Raw genomic sequence first — 18782 nt, 5'->3', positions numbered from 1 at the left:
CCAATGACCAGATTCTTCAAATAATCAAAAATTACAGGGACAAGTTATTCCAAGAGTATGATCAACCTGTAAAATATGACCAGTTTGTTGATGAACGGGATTACCATCAGTATGAAACCGACGAGGATGCCGTCAGGGGAACCTTGACTGTACTTGACTGGAAGAAGGCAGAGTATAATGCAAAGGTCCACTCAGGGGATTATTCGGAGGTTGAACCCGTAGCAGCCCAACTGTTAGCGGAAGAGGGCATTTCTGATGCAGACATTGATAAAGCTTCTCCTGTGTATGGTAAACTTTGCTCCGGTCTTTTAAGGGCAAAAATAAAGGGTCTTGAACACCAACAGGAGAAATTGGCTGGTAAATTTTCTGATGATATTGAAAGTGTCTTTAAGGAAGAGTTGCCAGGTTCTTTTGCTTTACCCCAACAAAATCCCAAAAAGGAACCTGTTAAACCTTCCAAGTCTTTAAGCCAGGTCATGAAGGATTTTTTTGAAAAAGGGGAACGAGAAGATACATGGTCAAAAAAAACTCAGGGGAAAATTGAATCAAATCTGAATCTCCTGATAGAATTTTTTGGGGATGTTACAATTAATACCATTAACCGGGCTATGATGCTGGAATATCAAAAAGCACTCTGGTAGTTGCCTCCGAATATAAACAAGTCAAAAGAATTCAAGGGGAAGAGTATCATGAGATTCTGGCAAAGAAGCATAAGGAAACGATTAAAGCCAACACCTACAACAATTACATGGGGAGAGCCATTACACTCCTTGATTTTGCGGTTAAGAATGAAGACATGGACAAGAACCTTGCCATTGGTCTGAAGATGAAAATTAACAGAAGGAATGCTGATGCCAGGGCAATCTTTGATAAAGCAGATCAAGAACCTTGCCAGTCATAGACTGGTTCCTTTGCACCCATTCCTGGTGGAGGACTTGGGCATCATCCAGAGGGTTAAATATCTTCAAAGCCAGAAGGAGACACGATTCTTCCATGACTTGCCTCTTGGCAGGGATGGCTATGGGAAAAATGTCAGCAGGTGGTTCAATGAACGATACAAACAATCTGTTGGGATTGTCAAAGAATCTGGCAAGGTCTTCCATAGTTTTCGTCATACTTTTGCCACAAACCTGGCACATAATGATATCAATGATCACAGTCTAAAAGCCCTAATGGGACATTCTGAGGGGTCTGTTACCTTTGATACTTATGCAAAAAGGGGTTTCCCCACCAAGCTATACAAGGATCTTGTGGTCACCTGGATTTTGGAATCAACCTGGATCACCTGAAAGGCAGCAAACATGTTATCAAATAATTAAACAGGCAAAATAAAAAAGAAGGCGGTGAAAACAGCCTCCCTTCTGCGTCTAAATACTTTCAGCAGTGAAAGCATCTATCCCCTGATGCAGGAAACCCAAATCTGATCATTTTTCCTGTATGACATGAGTCCAGTCTACCCAAACAACCCTTTCCCATCCGATCCATTATCATTGTTAAATCCTGGATCAAAAATAAGCCGTCTCCTGAAAAACCCAACCGTTTACCCATGATCATTAAAACTTTTCGCTCAGGGAGAGCATTTTGGACTGGGATTCCAATATAGACAACAGCAGGGATCATTACCATTTTCAACTGGTGTCATATGATCCCCAAGAGGATAAGAACTATTAGAAGTATGTTCAGTCCTAAAGATAGACACAACATTATCTTATATATTTTTATTTTTCCCTCTTTTTCCCTTTCGGTCTTCTCAAAGGCTTGAGTGATCGATTAATTCCCATTGCTTACACCTCCTGTCGCAGTTTGCACCCACCAGAGATTACACTTCGGGTTGTAAGACCTTCTACTCTTTCATGATTGACCAGAGATATCGGTTTTTACTCTGTAGATCATACGAACTCCAATCCGAGGATCTCACCCAGCTTTCCCGACGCTCCCCTGAAATCCGTCTTTCAAATTTTCGCCTTTCTGACGTTCCCTGATCAATATTCAGTTTTCTACGATTTATATTGCTTCTGGAGTCAATACCAGACCTTGGTATGCTCATATGGACCTCCGCCTTAATTGCATTTAAAAATAAAAAATATGTGCAATTTTTATTAGGACCGAAAAATAAGTTACAAAACAATAAGCAGTAAGAATGAGGCTGATCTACGATTTTTTTTATAAAGATATCTGCACATCTAAGCATTGTCAATCAGGGAAAACCTTAGTTTTGATAAAAGGCCCCACACGGCTTTCATTTCCCAATTCTGTCAGATAACAGGCATTGCATCAGACTTATCCCTCATGATCAGGGATTTATATCAGGGTAGACCGTTAGCTACAGCTGCCCGAAGGGCAGTGGATATGCCGGGATAGCAGGTGGCAGGTATTTATATTAATTACTTGACTGCCTTCGGTGTTTTTTTTAAACACACTTTATGAATCCAAAACTTGAACGACTAAAAAAGATGTATTCGGCCCTTACAGGTGTGTGCTCCGTTTTTTTTCTTGCGCTCCTTTCCTGTGCGGTCCATCATACGGTTCAATTTATGTATAAATTTGAAGGCAAGAAAACTTTACATGTGGATAAAAATGGTGTTATGACGTTCAAGTTTTTACCTGTTTCTTTTTCGCTAATAAAAAATTTCAGGATATACAAAACCACACATTTCAAGAAGGTAATTTGATTGGAAGCAATGAAAATAATTAGAGCAAACGAATCCTATATCCCTGAGATTTCAAGGCTATTTGATCTTTATCGACAATTCTACAAATGTGAACCTGATAAAAATTTGGCGATGAAGTTTATTACCGATCGTATTAACAACAAAGAATCAGTAATATTTGCCGCACAAGTGGGAAACCAGCTCAAAGGATTTGTTCAGTTATATCCTTCATTCTGTTCAGTTGTTGCAGCAAAAATACTTATTCTACATGATCTTTATGTTGACAAGTGTGATCGTAAAACAGGTATTGGCGAAGCACTGATGAACAAAGCTACAGAATATGCAAAAGAATCTGGTGCTTCACGTATAGATTTGCTAACGGACCTTGATAATAAAGCGGGTCAAAGTTTATACCAAAAACTTGGTTACAAAAATGAATTTGATGATTTTCGTTCATATTCACTTCATGTATAATCGGTTTATCCATAAAAACAGAAGGGCAATCAATACCCCCATATCAAATTGAAATAGCTTTTACCCAGTTGTACTGGACAATATTAATGGGTAGACTGTGGTGGTGACAATGTGCCTGTGCAAATGTGAAAGAAAATCCCAGGTAGTTTTAAGAATGGAATGGGGAGTCCCGGTACAGCCGGGTGGAACTGCCAATGCCAAAGGAAATACCATCCACCAAAGGAAAAGACATATTCCCACTGAAATAGATTTGCAGAAAAACACCACCAGATCAGCCAATACTTCTGTACTGGTGCTGGCATTGATCTCCAGTTCCTGGATTCCCAGATGGCAGAGCAAGTCCTGCTGCACTTTTCCAACATGGGATACCCAATACTTCCCATGCATGACAGCTTTATAATCCATAATGGTTTGGAACAAGAGCTGAAGGATACCATGAATAAAGTTTTTAAAGCTATGTTCGATGTTAATATCAAGGTAGACCTGAAATATAATTCCATCAAGGAAAGACAGAAACAGGATGGATCAGACAAACCCAATATCTGTAAGTTAACATTACCTGAGCTTTTAGATGATATATCAGAAGATGATGAATATGGGATTTATAATAAACTCCTTAACCCGTTTAGAAAGTACAAACAGAACAGGATACAATGCTAAAGCCAGTGATGGGTCAGGCAAGGTCATGGGAGGGATGTGGGGTGGGGTGTCCGATTAACCGCTGCCTCCCTTGTCATTGTAAAAATCCTTCCTGTTTCAGACAATATGGATTTCCATGGATAGCAGTGTACACCTGCTTTTCCCCCGGTGGTGATGTGGGCTTTCTGTTTTGTACACTACAGCCAATCTGATCATGAAAAAGGGAAGGGTTTCCCCGTGCCAAAGGGGGAGGAGCTTTAAATCAGAGCAGGAACAAAGAGCTGGCAGGGCCATACACTGTGAAAAAATTATAACGAAATCAGAATCAGGGCAACAAACGCACCGAAGACCCCTATCCACTGTTGCCGTTGGAGTCTTTCTTTAAGAATAAACCAAGCCAGAATAACGGTCGCGGCAGGATAAAGAGATCCCAAAACAGCTGAAACATCCAGTCGGCCCAATTGAGCTGCCATTGAAAACAAAGCATTTCCAGTAGCATCCAGAATACCCGTAATTCCAATTAGAATCCACTGTCCACTTGCTGGCTTTGATAATTTCCCACCCATTAAAAACATTACAACCATTACAAAAACAGAGGCAAATCTTGCTCCCACCAAAGGCCAAAAAATGGACAGATCATTTGCCTGATCAATAAAAATAAAAAAAAGTCCGAACCCCAAACCAGCAATAACAGAGAGGAAGAATTCATTAAAAGTCATCTTCAACCCAGCACCGGCAGAAGAAAGAAGCCAAACGGCTATCACAAAACAAACAAATCCGAGCAATTGTGTAATCGTAGGAAGCCCCTCATAAAAGGCAGAATATACAATAGGAACTAAAGCTGTCAGCACCGCAGATAATGGGGCAACAATGCCCATACGACCTTGTGCCAATCCTCTATAGAGAGCAATCAGTCCTAAACTGCCAAAAATGCCAGCAAAAGCTCCATAAAGAAGATATATTGATGGAGGAACCTTTTCGGAAAACAACAGGGCCATAGCTACCAGAAGTATCCCACCCAAAATTTGGGAAATAAGAATTACCCCCAAGAGATTACCTTTCCGAGAGGCGCACCCGCCACTAAAATCTCCTGCACCCCATGCTAAAGCACTTCCAAGGCCGAAGGCAATGGCTAATATTTCATTATTAATCACTTGTGTTATCACCTTAACATTATTGAGGCAATAACAGTGGCCTGTTAGCCTTTATTTGCCATTCTGTTTCAAGTTTTACCAATCAGATTGTCGTTGGCATCTTATGAAAGTGGATACCAATATGCAAGGGTGAACTCACATTCAGCTGCCGGTACAGTCCAAGCAATAACCATTACTCAAATAGGAACAGCCAGATTTGGATGTACAATACAAGTGGTGAAATTCAAGCCAGTGCAAGGGGTGAAAATAAGATTAGGCTGAGTATGATCATACCTTGGTTCAGCTGCAGTATCCCCTTCCTTTTATCTCCAATTTAAGGGGCAGGATCACCATTAGTAGAGTCCGATAACTTTCCACCAAATCCCGCCAATACCCATCCAGATGATGATGAACACAATACTCATGATAAATCCCAATATCCACCAGGTTTTAAGTTCAACATATCCTGATCCGAAAAGTATGGGGGCAGGCCCCATGCCATAGTGGGTGATGACGGCATACAGGTTGCTGACAAATCCCAGGGTCAGGGCCAGCAGCATCCCCGGAACACCAACGGCGACACCTACGGCAAGAAAGGCTGCATACATGGCAGACACATGGGCAGTTGAGCTTGCAAAAAGATAGTGGGAATAAAAATAGACACCAATAATAATGGGAAAGGCTATTGTCCAGGAAATGCCTGAAATGGATGCTTCCATTGTGCTTCCAAACCAGGCAATCATGCCCAGTTTATTCAGGTAGGAGGCCATCATGACAAGGGCTGAAAACCAGACAAGGGTGTCCCATGCCCCTTTTTCCTGAATGACATCCTCCCAGGTAAGGACATTGGTAATCAAAAGTATGCTCAATCCCAATATAGCCGCTGCCGTACTATGAACACTTATCTTACTCCCAAATACCCACAACCCAATGAGAAGAACAAAGGTTAGGAATGTAATCCATTCCGCTTTTTTCATTTTTCCCATTTCGGCCAGTTTCTTTTTGGCAAAATCAGGGGCATCGGGAGTGGATTTAATCTCGGGGGGATATAAGAGGTATATAAGGTAGGGGACAATTGCAAGGGATATCAGCCCGGGAACACTAGCGGCAAGGGCCCAGCTTCCCCATGTAATCGGAAACCCTGCATCCGTAGCCAGTTTTGCAGCAAGGGGATTGGCTGCCATGGCCGTCATGAACATGGCTGAGGTAATAATATTACCATGGTATGCCGTCATGGTCAGAAAAGCCCCCATTTTTCGTCGTGTTTCAGGCTTGTCAGGATCTGATCCAAACCCCATGGCCAGAGATCGCATGATGGGATAGATAATTCCACCGGCCCTTGCGGTATTGCTTGGGGTGGCCGGGGCCAGGATCAGGTCGGCGCCTAAAAGCCCATAACTTAGACCTAAAGTTTTCTTGCCTAAAAATTTAACAAATATAAATGCAATGCGGGAACCAAGACCTGTTTTGATAAATCCCCTTGTAATGAAAAAGGCAAGGACAATCAGCCAGATGGTTGTGTTTGCAAATCCACTCAGGGCATAAGCAACTGCATTTCCGGGGTTCGCCGGGTCAAGCACCCCCGTAAGCGCGGTCACGGCAATACCGATTATTGCAACCGCTCCCATGGGTTTTACCTTTAGAATGATGCCGGTGATGGTGGCCACAAATATTGCAAAAAGATGCCAGGCCTGTGGGTTGATGCCCGAGGGCCCAGGCGAAAACCAGATAAAAACACCTGCGAAAATTGTAATGACAAGGGGAACCCATTTAACGCCACTATAATTGGTATTGTTTTTTTTCATGATATGCCTATTTCTGTATAATTGATAGAAAAACGCAAGATAATCAAAAAGCATAATTTCCGAATAAGATTGTTTACAATAAAAATGGGATTATTGATAGAAAAAAAAGCCCAGCTTTGCCGTTAAAATATCATCTTTCTTTCTGATGTGAATAGAATGCACGCAATCTATTTTCAAACCCTTTTTCCCTGCCTTGTTTCAATGTGGACTGGTATTTTAAAGACTCAGCCCAGGCAAAATTTAAGCACCCTTATATATGGTATACAGGGCTTTTCCAGTCTTGATTTTTTTTATTCATTATATGAGCCAATGGCTTCATGGCCGAGCATTTTCCCATATTAAAATCAATAATATATAGATCAAATTTCGGCCGATTCCGACAAAGCTTTTCCCATGAGTTTGTCCTATAAAATTCCTGGAATACCAAAAGTAATCGTCAATGATTATTATTTTAATGATAATTTTTCTGAGGACACACTTATTTGTTTAATAAGTCAAAATATTTCATCACACACTTTACATATTGGTATAATATGCTAGGATGCATTCAGGTAATGGTTGATGGCCTTGACGTATCAATCAATTTAAAAAATATCAACTTTAAGCGTCAAAGATTGGAATTTGGGAATCCGCAGTCTCATAAATCAATTCAGGGATGGGAACCGGTTCAGGCATCGGTGGTGTATGATTGTGTATGCCCCATCCATGGAAGGAATAAAATGCGAATAGGATATTACCAATACTGCCCTGAATTTGGTGCTCCCGCACAAAATTTGGAAAGGGTTCAAGACACACTTGCAGGGGTTAATGCGGACATTATTGTACTTCCTGAACTGGCATTTACAGGATACTTTTTCGAGGATCGAAAAGAGCTTAAAAATTTGGCAGAAGACGTAACTGACTCTCAAACTGTAATCGGGTTGTCGAAATTTTGTCGAGACAATGATTTCCATTTGGTTGTGGGATTTGCCGAACGACAAAAAGACAAACTTTATAACAGTGCTCTTGTGATTGGGCCATTGGGACTTATACATACCTACCGAAAACTCCATCTTTTCAATACTGAAAAAGAGTACTTTGATCCCGGAGACACCCCGCTTGGAATTGTTAAAATTCGGGGGGCCAAAGTTGGCGTAATGATCTGTTTTGACTGGGCATTTCCAGAGGTGGCTCGCGTACTTGCTCTGCAAGGATCAGACTTGATTTGTCATCCCTCCAACTTAGTACTTACACATTGCCAGAAAGCCATGCGGACTCGTTCTCTTGAAAACTCGGTTTATTCAGTAACCGCAAACAGAACTGGAAAAGAGATTCGTCCCCGTGGAGAACTCTCGTTCACAGGCAATAGTCAAATTGTCGGGCCAAAGGGAAATATTATGGCACAGTCAAATTCCCATGAAGATAAAGTTGTTGTGCAGGAAATCGATTTGGCAATGGCCAGAGACAAATCGATCACTGAAAATAATGATTTGTTCGGCGATAGAAGGCCTGAGTTTTATAATTTCTTTTGAGGCAGATGCCTATTTTTTAAGAGAGGGATTAACATGGATGATATAATTCAAAAAAAAATAGATGGGGTTTTGGATCGTATCAAAGATCCTCAGTCCGGCATGACAATTGCGCAATTGGGTTTAGTGGGAAAAATCAGATATGTGGAAAAGTCTCGGAAACTCATCGTGTTTTTAAATCGTCTGGGAAAAGGCAAAACCTGCTGTGCAACTTTGAATATTGTTTTTCTGGCTGATTTTGAAACCGCGATTAAAGAGGGCTTAGAAACGGAATTTCCACAATTTTCAATAGAGTTTACAGATTTTTAAAATATTTGAATCCAAGAAGGAATAATCAATGCAAGAAATCCAAAAAGTAGCAATCCTTGGCGCAGGAGCAATGGGTTCTTATTTCGCCAGCAGATTCTTTAATACTGGTTTTTCAACGATATTGATTACTAAAGGTCCCCGTTTAGACAAGCTCAAAGCCAAGGGTTTATTGTCATCTTTACTCTGGGTAGACTGGGAGAGTGTTATGATTTGGGATCATCCTCCTGCCCAATGACAATAGAGTTTTTTTTTGTTTGGATATTTTATGGGAAGTATATACACCATTACTAAGGCACATAGCTTATTGAGCTGTGGAAGGGGCTAAACTGCTTAATAGCATGATTATTAATTCATGACCGCGCTGCCGCATTTTTTCAGGAACAGACACGGTCATTTTTTTTATATATATTGTCGCCTGAGCTGGTGGCTATTCTGAATATCCACTACCCACGATCAATCCGTTTTTGCTCGTTTTGACATAGGTATGTTTCTGTTTTCCTTTCCAGACATAATCCACCCAAACGCCTTCTGACGTTGATTTAATCAATGCATCATACACTGGAGGTGCTTTCTCTTTCAAACTGGAACCGACAAGAGAAGGGTGAACAAGCAATGCACCATCTTTTTCCATGATAAATGCATAGGGATCATAGTCACCTGCTTTAAACGAAACAGCCGTTTTTCCTTGGTTAATACCGTCCACAATACTATTGACATTTTCTTTGATCAGTCCTTTATCCCCGGCAAATGTATTTGTGGAGAACATCAGAACCATGCACATCGTACAAAGCATTACAGAAAATAATTTCATCGTACTTCCTCCTTTTTCGGATATAAATTTTATATGGCAAATATCATACTTTTTGTATTTTTTAGTATAAATTCACCAACATTTAAGCCGGACAATACCTAAAGTATGGACCCGGCACGAACTCATAATCTATTATCTGTGCGAATTACATGCCATAGCGGTAAAAATTGAAACCAGCTGATATAACACAATATTTTTTATGTACCCCTATATTTAGACCCAATGTCTGAATGGAATTTCCTACACCATTCTCTTTCACTCTGCGCTTCCCCCATGGTTCCAGGTGATATTGGGCATTAAAACAATGACTGGTTTTTCCTACGCTATTCTCTTTCACTCTGGTATCCCCAATGGTTCAGGTGACATTTGACATTAAAACAATGTCTGGTTTTTCCTACGCTGAATTTTTTAGGGAGTCAGATGTATCTAATCAGAACCCAGCATATGAGCCGGATCAAACATATGAAGTGAACTTTTGGCAGAGCTTGATTTTTCTGGGTGAAGCATGTCACCATATTTGCCCTTGCTCTGCTCCTACTTCCAAAATTTACCCAGGATAATCTATGGCTTTTGCCACAGCAGGGGCATAAATATTTTCTATTCCATGGGTTTCTGATGCAGGTGGTAAGAGGGGAAACAAGCATTTGAAATGCCACTGGGATGGGGCTTGATTTCTATGGGCAGGGTAGGGTGGACTGATGCTGTTGATATTTGGGGTGACAGTGGCAAAGGGCCTGGATCTTAATCCTGGTTCACTCTCTATCATCCCCATTAATCTTATCCCGCAACATTTCAGCACATTTAAATGTTACAACCCTTCTTTTCTTCAGCATCATGGGTTCACCCTTTGCAGGATTCCTCCCCTTACGAGGTGCTTTCTCATTGATCTGGAATTTACCAAAGCCTGATATCATAATATCTTCTCCAGATGCCAGGGTTTCTTTGATGATTTCAAGAAAATGTTCGACTGTGTCTTTTGCTTCTGAGGGAGACAGTTCAAGTTCTTCGTATATTTTTTCAATGATGGTTGTTTTGGTACAGGTCAATTTGGGTGACATTCCTATTCTGGTTGAAATTGCACAATTATAAAGGGGGGTATCTATTATTTTAAAGGGGTGTTGTCAAGGCATTGGTTGCAGCATATGAGATTGCCCCATGACTGGGGCTTGATTCTTCTGGGTAAAGCCGTGTATAAAAATCATTGTACGGGTACTGTCCAGCAGATACTTGTCCGTTGGGCTTGTCCACTTTCAAGTGGAACAAAGGCATCAAATATAAATTTCGTAGTTATTCTGGCTGGTTATGCGGAGTTTGAGTCGATCAGTTCGATCCTCCTCAGCTCCACCAACATATATTTAAGTCGCTGTGTTTGCAGCGGCTTTTTTTTATTTTAAGCCTCTCTTAAAATCAAATTACCTTCTGTTGTTCATTTTTATGCATTTAAGCTTTTATCTTTTGGTATCTGTTTCAATACGTTTTTTTAATATTGTCTCAAATTTGATTAAGATTAATCCAAGGGCTGTGGATATTGAACTTGCCAAAAACAAGAAATTTTGGTAGGAGTACGTGTTTATATACTGATTTTTGACTTATATTTGGCTGGCTGTTTAAAAACCTTTAGATAGCTGGCCATAATAGTATTAATAAACACATTTTTCCTTTCTGGAGGCTTTTTATGTCCAATATACTATCCGACGAAGGACTATCCTTTGATGATGTCCTTCTAGTTCCCGATTATTCAGCCATTTTGCCCGATGAAGTCACCACTCGAGCACGGCTTACCAAAAAACTGGAACTCAACGTTCCCATCGTCAGTGCTGCCATGGACACGGTTACAGAATCGCATACCGCCATCAGCATGGCAAGGAGCGGAGGACTTGGATTTATCCACCGGAACCTGAGTATTGAAGAACAGGCCATTGAGGTGGACCGGGTGAAAAAATCAGAAAGCGGTATGATTGTAGACCCGGTTACGATCCATCCGGATGCGTTAATTTCCGAGGTGCTTCACATCATGGCGAAATATCGAATTTCAGGAGTTCCCGTAACTGAAGGGGATAAATTGGTGGGGATTGTCACCAACCGGGATTTAAGATTTGAAACCCAGCTTGAAAAACCGGTCCGGTCTGTTATGACCACTGAAAATCTGGTCACGGTTCCTGAGAAATGCACCCTGGAAGAATCTAAAATAATGCTCCACAAGCACAGAATTGAAAAGCTGCTGGTGGTGGACAAGGAAGGCAAGCTCAAGGGACTGATCACAATCAAGGATATTGAGAAAATTAAAAAATATCCCAATGCCTGCAAGGATTCTTTGGGCAGGCTTCGGGCCGGTGCCGCCATCGGTGTTGGATCAGATATGATGGAGCGGGTTCAGGCCCTGATACGGGCCCATGTCGATGCCCTGGTAATTGACACCTCCCACGGCCATTCCAAAAATGTGATGGATGCCATTCAAAAGGTCAAAGCAGCCTTTCCTGACTGCCAGTTGGTGGCCGGAAACGTGGCCACAGAATCAGGTGCAAAGGCGTTGATTGATGCCGGTGTCGATGCCGTAAAAATCGGGATCGGGCCGGGGTCCATTTGTACTACCCGTATTGTTTCAGGGGTAGGGGTTCCCCAGCTTACGGCCATTCGAAACTGCAAGGAAATTTCAAAGAAAACCGGGGTGCCCATTATTGCAGACGGCGGAATTAAATTTTCCGGGGATATTGCCAAAGCATTGGGTGCAGGGGCTAATTTGGTCATGCTGGGCAGTCTTTTGGCCGGCACCAGGGAAAGTCCCGGGGAGCTTGTGATTTATCAAGGCCGTTCCTACAAGGCATACAGGGGCATGGGGTCTGTGGAAGCTATGAAACAGGGAAGTTCCGACCGGTATTACCAAAAAGACATGAATGCGGATGAGGAATTGGTACCCGAAGGAATTGTCGGCAGGATTCCCTATCGGGGAACGATCCGGGAAAACATTGTTCAGATGATCGGCGGACTCAAAGCCGGCATGGGATATCTGGGGGCCGCCACCATTGAGGAGCTCCATGAAAAAGCCAAATTTATCCGGATCAGTTCTGCCGGGCTAAAAGAGAGCCATGTCCATGATGTTGTGATCACAAAAGAAGCCCCCAACTACAGAGTGGGGAGTATTTAAACACCCATGACAGATACAGCCTCCCCGTTTTATCATCTGCACGTTCACACGGAATATTCCCTGCTGGATGGCGCCATACGTCTGGATTCTCTCTTTAAACGATGCCAGGAATATGGCATGGATGCCGTATCCATAACAGACCACGGTACCATGTTCGGTGTGGCGGAATTCTATGAAAAAGCAAACAAGGCGGGTATTAAACCGATCATCGGTTGTGAAGTGTATGTAGCGCCCAGAACCTTGAACGACAGGACCCAGGAAGATCACAAGGGATTGAACCACCTGGTGCTGCTGGCCAAGGACAGACAAGGATATGCCAACTTGTGCAAGCTGGTCTCCATTGCCCAGCTCAAGGGGTTTTATTATAAACCCAGAATTGACAGGGAACTGCTTGCGGCTCACGCCAAGGGCCTCATCGGTCTGTCTGCCTGCCTGAAGGGGGACATACCCCAGGCCATCTTGCACAATAATATAGAGGCCGCAGATACGGCGGCCCAATATTATCTGAACACCTTTGGGGAAGGAAATTTTTACCTGGAAGTCCAGGAAAACGGCATGGAAATCCAGCACAAGGTCAATGCCGGAATCAACGATTTAAGCCAGCGGATGTCCATTCCCATGGTGGCCACCAATGATTGTCACTATTTGTCCAAAGGGGATGCAAAGGCCCATGAAATTCTCCTGTGCATCCAGACAGGAAGTACAATTAACAGTGAGAAACGGTTTAAATTTGATTCAGACCAGCTGTATTTTAAATCTTCCCAGGAGATGGAAGACTCCCTTGGCAGTTTTCCCGGTGCCATTGAAAATACCCGGGAAGTGATGAAAAAGTGCAATGTGGAGTTTGAAAAAAAGAGTTATCATTTTCCCCGGTATGCCCAGACTGAAGAAGAGTCTGAGGATGACCTTTTCAAGGAAAAGGCCATGGCAGGATTTGAAGATCGGTTCCGTCTGATCAAGGCAAAAAACCCGGATGTGGATGAACCCCTTTACCGGAAGCGGCTCAAGTATGAGATCGATATTATCTTAAACATGGGTTTTCCCGGTTATTTTCTCATTGTGGCCGATTTTATCGAATATGCCAACAAGGTCGGGGTTCCGGTGGGGCCGGGCAGGGGATCTGCTGCAGGGTCCATGGTGGCCTATGCCATGGGAATTACAGCTCTCGACCCAATCGAACATGGACTGATCTTTGAACGATTTCTTAATCCCGCCCGAATTTCCATGCCGGATATTGATGTGGATTTTTGCATTGAAGGCCGGGACAAGGTGTATCAATATACCATTGAGCGGTATGGCGGACCTGAATATGTGTGTCAGATCATCACCTTTGGTCGGCTCAAGGCCAAGGCGGTTATCCGGGATGTGGGACGGGCCCTTGGGGTTCTGCTCTCTGAAGTGGATGAAATTGCCAAAATGATCCCGGACAATGCCAAGAACCTGACCATGGCCCTTGAAGAAGTTCCGGCCATCCGGGAAAAATGTGAAGAATCCGAAGAAAAGACCCAGATGCTCGAAATTGCCATGCTTCTGGAAGGATTGCCCCGGCATGCCTCCACCCATGCCGCAGGCGTTGTGGTGGCAGACAAGCCCCTGAACGAATACCTGCCTCTTTTTCGGGGTAAGGAAGGGGAAACAATTACCCAGTTTGACATGAACTATACGGAAAAACTGGGGTTGGTAAAGTTTGATTTTCTAGGATTGCGAAACCTGACGGTTATCAAAAACTGTATTGCCCTCATTGAAAAACAGGGAAAAATCGCCCCGGATCTTCTCCAGCTGGACTATGAAGATAAAAAGACCTTTGAGTTGCTGCAAAGTGCCGATACCACCGGCGTATTCCAACTTGAAAGCAGCGGCATGAAAGAGCTGATTACCCGACTCAAACCCGCCAGTTTTTCCGATATCGTGGCCCTGGTAGCCCTGTATCGCCCTGGCCCACTGGACAGCGGTATGGCCGATTCCTATGTGGAAAGAAAAAATGGCCGGGAAGAGGTGGTCTACCTCTTTGATGAACTCAAAGAGGTTCTTGGAGAAACCTATGGGGTTATTTTATACCAGGAACAGGTGATGAAAATCGGCGGTGTCCTGGCAAACTACACCATGGCAGATGCCGATGGCCTTAGAAAGGCCATGGGTAAAAAAATAGCCGCCATGATGGAAGAACACCGAGGCATGTTTGTAAAGGGTGCCACTGCTAATGGTCATGACCCGAAAAAGGCGGCAGAACTTTTTGATCTCATGGAAAAATTCGGCGGCTACGGGTTTAACAAATCCCATAGCGCGGCCTATGCCCTGATTGCCTACCAAACTGCCTATTTAAAGGCCAATTTTCCCCTGGAGTTTATTGCGGCGCTCATGACCTCTGAACGGAACAACTCCGATGCGGTCATAAAATACATGGACGAATGCCGGGGCCACAGCATAAAGGTGCTGCCGCCGGACGTCAATGAAAGTGATGCCCATTTTACCGTGTCTGATGGGTGTATCCGCTTTGGTATGGCAGCCGTAAAAGGAATAGGGGAAGCCGCCATTGAATCCATTGTGGTCATCCGGGAGAATGAGGATGGCCCCTATAAAAGCCTCTATGATTTTTGCGAGCGTGTGAACACAAGCAAGGCCAATAAAAAAGTATTGGAGGCATTGATCAAATGCGGCGCCTTCGATGCAAGCGGTGCAAAGCGAAGCCAGATGATGGCAGTTCTGGAAGATGCCCTGGACCATGGCAACCGGATCCAGCGTGAAAAAGCCGATTCCCAGTTGGACCTGTTTGCCGACTCCAACATGGGTGCGGTACTTCCCGTGAGTCTTCCCAAACTTCCGAATATTGAAGAGTGGGAGGACAATTATTTGTTGGAACTGGAAAAGGAAGCCCTTGGATTTTATATTACAGGGCACCCAATGGACAAGTATATGGACATCATTCAAAAATATGCAAATGTTACCACCACAAGTCTCCAGGATATGGCCAATGAGCGAATGATTCGCATGGGGGGCACCATCAGGGTTCTAAAGGTCCATAAGACCAAAAAAGGAGATATGATGGCCTTTTGCGCCATTGAAGACCAATCCGCCAGTGTGGAGGTGGTAATTTTCCCCAATCTTTACGCTAAGATCCACCCGCTTCTGGCAGAGGAACAGATTGTAATTTTGGAAGCTGAAGTTCAAAAAACAGAAAATATTGTCAAGCTTATTGCAGAAAAGATCGTACCCATTGACAGGGCCGGACAAGAATGGACCAGCGGTATTCTCATTGATGTGGATGCCGCAAATTTTGGCACAAAGGATCTGGAACAATTAAAACCCATTATCGAACGGTATCCAGGAGATTGTACTTCTTTTTTAAAAATAAAAATGGAGACTGACACCCCGCCAGTTCTGGTCAAATTGTCCGATGAATTTATGACCTGTTCTGATCCGATTTTTTTCAACCAAGTGGAAACACTTTTGGGGGAGGGGTGTATTGAGACCCGTTGCGCACCCGTAGCTGCAAAGGTAAAAAAGAAAAAACGGTGGCAAAAAAGAACCAATGGCAGTTAAACCCAAAGGTGCCGGTTTCAATTCAACAATTAATTTTTAGGGGTAATTTTCAAGGGTAATTTTTAAGGATCAATCTTTAAAAATTAGGTGATTTTTAACTTTGACAACCCCTTCAACTCCCCGGGCAAGATCAGCGGCCATGCGTTTTTGAGAATCTGTTTGTACCGTTCCCCTGAGATAGACAACTCCATTGTAAACATCCACATCAATGGGAGCGGCCTTGACAAAATCATCTGAAATCATCTTGGTTTTTATCCTGGCACAAATGATGGAATCATCCCAGGTGGTGAAAAAAGAGCGGGAGCCACCTGGATCTGAAGGAGCGACGTATACCGGGGATGCATTATTTTGGGAACCACAACCTGTTAATAGGAAGCCAAAAACCAATCCCAACAAAATGAGGGTTATCAAAAATCTGATTTGAAATAATGGGTTGTTCATATTACCATGCTCCGGCCATGCCCGGCACTGCAGAGCCCGGGGCCTGTTATTCAAAGTCATCAAGATTCAGGTTATCAAGATCCGATAGATCCATATCCTTTAGCAAATCATCTTCATCGGGGATAATACTGTCTTTAAGAACAAAAGGGGGGCTCTTTCCCTTCATGGCAGGGGCGGTTTCGACCTTTGCTTTTTTACTGGAAGAAATTTTTTCCAACACAGCCAGAGTGCCCAGGTAGAGCAAATAGCCAAGGCCAATGATATTAAAAAGAAGAACAAGAATTCCAAAAAAATTTTTTGCGAGCATAAGACCCTAATTTTTTTTAATTTGTTTGACGCTTAAAGCATTAGTGTTTATATATAATCTTTAAAAATGACACAAGGATTTTTATTAGAAAGGATCGACAATGAGCTGGCTTGGAAAAATGATTGGCGGAACCATTGGTTTTGCTCTGGGGGGACCTCTTGGTGCCGTGGCAGGCGCTGCCTTCGGACATACCTTTGTGGACAAGAAAGAAGAAACATACCTTAAGTCCATCCCTGGCGGTCAAGGGTATTTATCTTCCAATGAAGAAGCACAGCTGATATTTTTTACAGCTGCTTTTTCCATGCTGGCCAAGATTTGTAAAGCAGATGGACAAATTACGGAAAAAGAGATTCAGGCGGTTGAAACCTTTATGGCCAGGGATCTTCAGTTAGACCCGGAGGGCCAAGAAACTGCCAAGCGTATATTCAGGCAGGCCATTGACTCTCCCGAAGGATTTGAGGCATTTGCCCGCCAATTCTATATCGTTTTCAGGACCCAACCCAATATCATCGAATTGATGGTGGATGTTTTGTTGCGGGTATCCACGGCAGATGGGCATATCTCTTTAGAAGAAGAGTCCATGATTTTGGCCGCCATCGGTATTTTTAATGTTTCCGACACCGATTATACCCGAATGAAATCAAAGTATGTACGGGTTACCAACAAATACTATGCGGTTCTTAAGTGTGATGAAAGTGCATCCAATGAGGAGATCAAGAAACAGTACAGATCTCTGGTGACGGAATACCATCCCGATAAAATTGAAGCCAAAGGACTACCTGAAGAATTTATCAAATTTGCCAATGATAAATTCAGGGAAATCCAGGAAGCTTATGAACACATTAAAACAGAAAGAGGCCTGTAAGGTTTCTTACAGGCCTCTTTAAGTCGCCCCCCTAAATACACATTAGGGGGGGATCATTATTATTAAATACGCCGTCCTAAAAAAGTCCTTTTTCCTTGGCAATATTCATATAGGTATCAACGATGGTCTGGGGCGGTTCCCACCTTTCGGTCGCTACCTTGTCGTGAAGGGCAATGGCGTCAAATTCGCAGACCGTCACGCATAACCCGCAGCCGATACACCGGTCCATATTTACCGTTGCCACAAGGGTGTCATTCATTTCAATGGCATCCATGGGGCAGATATCCTCACACATCTGACACCCTGTACACTGGTCTTGATCCACCTTGGCCTGGTAATTGGAATTCACTATTTTGGCAGGGGCTTCGGTTTTTTTGATATTGCTTAAGATCTGGCAGCAGCAGTCGCAGCATAAACAAATATTAATCGGTTTTACAGAATTGGAGGGTTGGGGTACCAAGCCTTGCTTAACCCCTTTTCTTACAATCTCCAAGGCCTCGTCCTGGGTAATGGTCCTTCCGATACCCCGGCTTTCATAAATATAGGCCCCACTACCAAATATCAGACAGGCTTCTTCCATTTTGCCACACCCCTTGCCCACCATGGCATGTTCTCGTCTGCAGATACAGGGGGCAACCAGAATTTTGGACTGGGTTTTGATCAATTTTTCAAGGTGCTCATGGTCCATGATATTGAGTTGTGTGGTAATTGATTTTGTAACGGGGACCACCCGCAATTGCTGGGTTTTTGTTCGTTCAAGGGTTTTCATCAAATGGGGGACATATTCGTTGAAATCCTTGATTAATTCCGGGGTCAGGCGGTTGACCTGATATTCCCAGATTCCCACCACAAATTGGGCGAACATGAATACGTCTTGTCCGTTTCGATTGACATGGATGATCAGTCCTTTTTGCCCCATTTCAATGAGCAGGGGCAGGATATCTTCGGGCGCTTTGCTCGCCCTTTGGGCAATCACCTCAACCGATTCGGGCATCATGACCAAAGACAGGGTCAGTTCAGCTTCTTCCGGGGTAAATAATCGTTTTAAAATTCTAAGCTCAACCCCGGATTCTGTTTCAGGAAATCCGCCCGGTGTGTTATCAAGCTGAACAGCAAGTTTTTTGTACACATCTTCCATGTTTTCAACTCTCCGA

At 43.2% G+C, this 18782-nt stretch carries 18 protein-coding genes; 10 read left to right on the top strand and 8 right to left on the bottom strand.

Annotation, left to right across the window (positions count from 1 at the left end; all coding sequences use genetic code 11):
• Positions 1–143: 143 nt before the first annotated feature.
• The 3 genes from ACZ45G_RS12325 to ACZ45G_RS12315 all read left to right on the top strand — a co-directional run bounded on the left by ACZ45G_RS12325 (position 144) and on the right by ACZ45G_RS12315 (position 3125).
• Positions 144–641, top strand: a complete 498-nt coding sequence (locus tag ACZ45G_RS12325) for a hypothetical protein (protein WP_464178503.1) — start codon at positions 144–146, stop codon at positions 639–641.
• A 210-nt stretch (positions 642–851) separates the two neighbouring features.
• The gene (locus ACZ45G_RS12320) at positions 852–1289 is read left to right on the top strand and encodes a tyrosine-type recombinase/integrase (protein WP_464178501.1); all 438 of its coding nucleotides are present in this window, start codon (positions 852–854) and stop codon (positions 1287–1289) included.
• A gap of 1392 nt (positions 1290–2681) precedes the next feature.
• A complete protein-coding gene (locus tag ACZ45G_RS12315; RefSeq protein WP_464179939.1) occupies positions 2682–3125 on the top strand; it encodes a GNAT family N-acetyltransferase in 444 nt (147 codons plus the stop codon).
• Positions 3126–3185: 60 nt separating this feature from the next.
• Here ACZ45G_RS12315 and ACZ45G_RS12310 read toward each other — a convergent pair whose 3' ends face one another.
• Entirely contained in the window at positions 3186–3512 is a 327-nt protein-coding gene (locus ACZ45G_RS12310) for a hypothetical protein (RefSeq protein WP_464178499.1), read from the bottom strand.
• A 48-nt stretch (positions 3513–3560) separates the two neighbouring features.
• Between ACZ45G_RS12310 and ACZ45G_RS12305 the strand changes: the two genes are divergently transcribed.
• On the top strand, positions 3561–3785 hold the full coding sequence (locus ACZ45G_RS12305) for a hypothetical protein (RefSeq protein ID WP_464178497.1): 225 nt from the start codon (positions 3561–3563) through the stop codon (positions 3783–3785).
• 287 nt (positions 3786–4072) lie between these two features.
• On the opposite strand, the gene ACZ45G_RS12300 is transcribed toward ACZ45G_RS12305, so the two are convergent.
• Both ACZ45G_RS12300 and ACZ45G_RS12295 read right to left on the bottom strand, forming a co-directional pair.
• Entirely contained in the window at positions 4073–4918 is an 846-nt protein-coding gene (locus ACZ45G_RS12300) for an EamA family transporter (protein WP_464178495.1), read from the bottom strand.
• 332 nt (positions 4919–5250) lie between these two features.
• Positions 5251–6702, bottom strand: coding sequence for an anion permease (locus ACZ45G_RS12295; RefSeq protein WP_464178493.1), 1452 nt, complete (start codon positions 6700–6702; stop codon positions 5251–5253).
• Between the two features lie 554 nt (positions 6703–7256).
• Between ACZ45G_RS12295 and ACZ45G_RS12290 the strand changes: the two genes are divergently transcribed.
• The 3 genes from ACZ45G_RS12290 to ACZ45G_RS12280 are packed head-to-tail and all read left to right on the top strand — an operon-like array spanning position 7257 to position 8754.
• Positions 7257–8213, top strand: a complete 957-nt coding sequence (locus tag ACZ45G_RS12290; protein WP_464178491.1) for a nitrilase-related carbon-nitrogen hydrolase — start codon at positions 7257–7259, stop codon at positions 8211–8213.
• Between the two features lie 33 nt (positions 8214–8246).
• Positions 8247–8519 carry a hypothetical protein gene (locus ACZ45G_RS12285; protein ID WP_464178489.1) on the top strand — a complete coding sequence of 91 codons (273 nt, stop codon included), beginning with the start codon at positions 8247–8249 and terminating at the stop codon, positions 8517–8519.
• Positions 8520–8547: 28 nt separating this feature from the next.
• Positions 8548–8754: a ketopantoate reductase family protein gene (locus tag ACZ45G_RS12280; protein ID WP_464178487.1), complete on the top strand. Its 207-nt coding sequence runs from the start codon at positions 8548–8550 to the stop codon at positions 8752–8754.
• Between the two features lie 192 nt (positions 8755–8946).
• Here the strand turns inward: ACZ45G_RS12280 and ACZ45G_RS12275 are convergent, their stop codons facing one another.
• Both ACZ45G_RS12275 and ACZ45G_RS12270 read right to left on the bottom strand, forming a co-directional pair.
• Positions 8947–9330, bottom strand: a complete 384-nt coding sequence (locus ACZ45G_RS12275; protein WP_464178485.1) for a cache domain-containing protein — start codon at positions 9328–9330, stop codon at positions 8947–8949.
• Between the two features lie 752 nt (positions 9331–10082).
• A complete protein-coding gene (locus ACZ45G_RS12270) occupies positions 10083–10376 on the bottom strand; it encodes an integration host factor subunit alpha (protein WP_464179937.1) in 294 nt (97 codons plus the stop codon).
• 629 nt (positions 10377–11005) lie between these two features.
• Here ACZ45G_RS12270 and guaB point away from each other — a divergent pair.
• Both guaB and dnaE read left to right on the top strand, forming a co-directional pair.
• Entirely contained in the window at positions 11006–12475 is a 1470-nt protein-coding gene (gene guaB / locus ACZ45G_RS12265) for an IMP dehydrogenase (protein ID WP_464178483.1), read from the top strand.
• 6 nt (positions 12476–12481) lie between these two features.
• Complete coding sequence (gene dnaE, locus ACZ45G_RS12260) at positions 12482–16015, top strand: DNA polymerase III subunit alpha (protein WP_464178481.1); 3534 nt, start codon at positions 12482–12484, stop codon at positions 16013–16015.
• Between the two features lie 69 nt (positions 16016–16084).
• Here dnaE and ACZ45G_RS12255 read toward each other — a convergent pair whose 3' ends face one another.
• Both ACZ45G_RS12255 and ACZ45G_RS12250 read right to left on the bottom strand, forming a co-directional pair.
• Positions 16085–16456, bottom strand: coding sequence for a BON domain-containing protein (locus tag ACZ45G_RS12255; RefSeq protein ID WP_464178479.1), 372 nt, complete (start codon positions 16454–16456; stop codon positions 16085–16087).
• Between the two features lie 46 nt (positions 16457–16502).
• Positions 16503–16763: a hypothetical protein gene (locus ACZ45G_RS12250; RefSeq protein ID WP_464178477.1), complete on the bottom strand. Its 261-nt coding sequence runs from the start codon at positions 16761–16763 to the stop codon at positions 16503–16505.
• A gap of 100 nt (positions 16764–16863) precedes the next feature.
• Here ACZ45G_RS12250 and ACZ45G_RS12245 point away from each other — a divergent pair, with 100 nt between their 5' ends.
• Entirely contained in the window at positions 16864–17628 is a 765-nt protein-coding gene (locus ACZ45G_RS12245) for a TerB family tellurite resistance protein (protein ID WP_464178475.1), read from the top strand.
• Between the two features lie 76 nt (positions 17629–17704).
• Here the strand turns inward: ACZ45G_RS12245 and ACZ45G_RS12240 are convergent, their stop codons facing one another.
• A complete protein-coding gene (locus ACZ45G_RS12240) occupies positions 17705–18766 on the bottom strand; it encodes an ATP-binding protein (RefSeq protein ID WP_464178473.1) in 1062 nt (353 codons plus the stop codon).
• Positions 18767–18782: the final 16 nt, after the last annotated feature.

This window comes from Desulfoconvexum algidum, from assembly GCF_055382125.1.
Note: the sequence above shows the minus strand (reverse complement) of the source record. Positions and strands in the feature narration are given on the sequence as shown.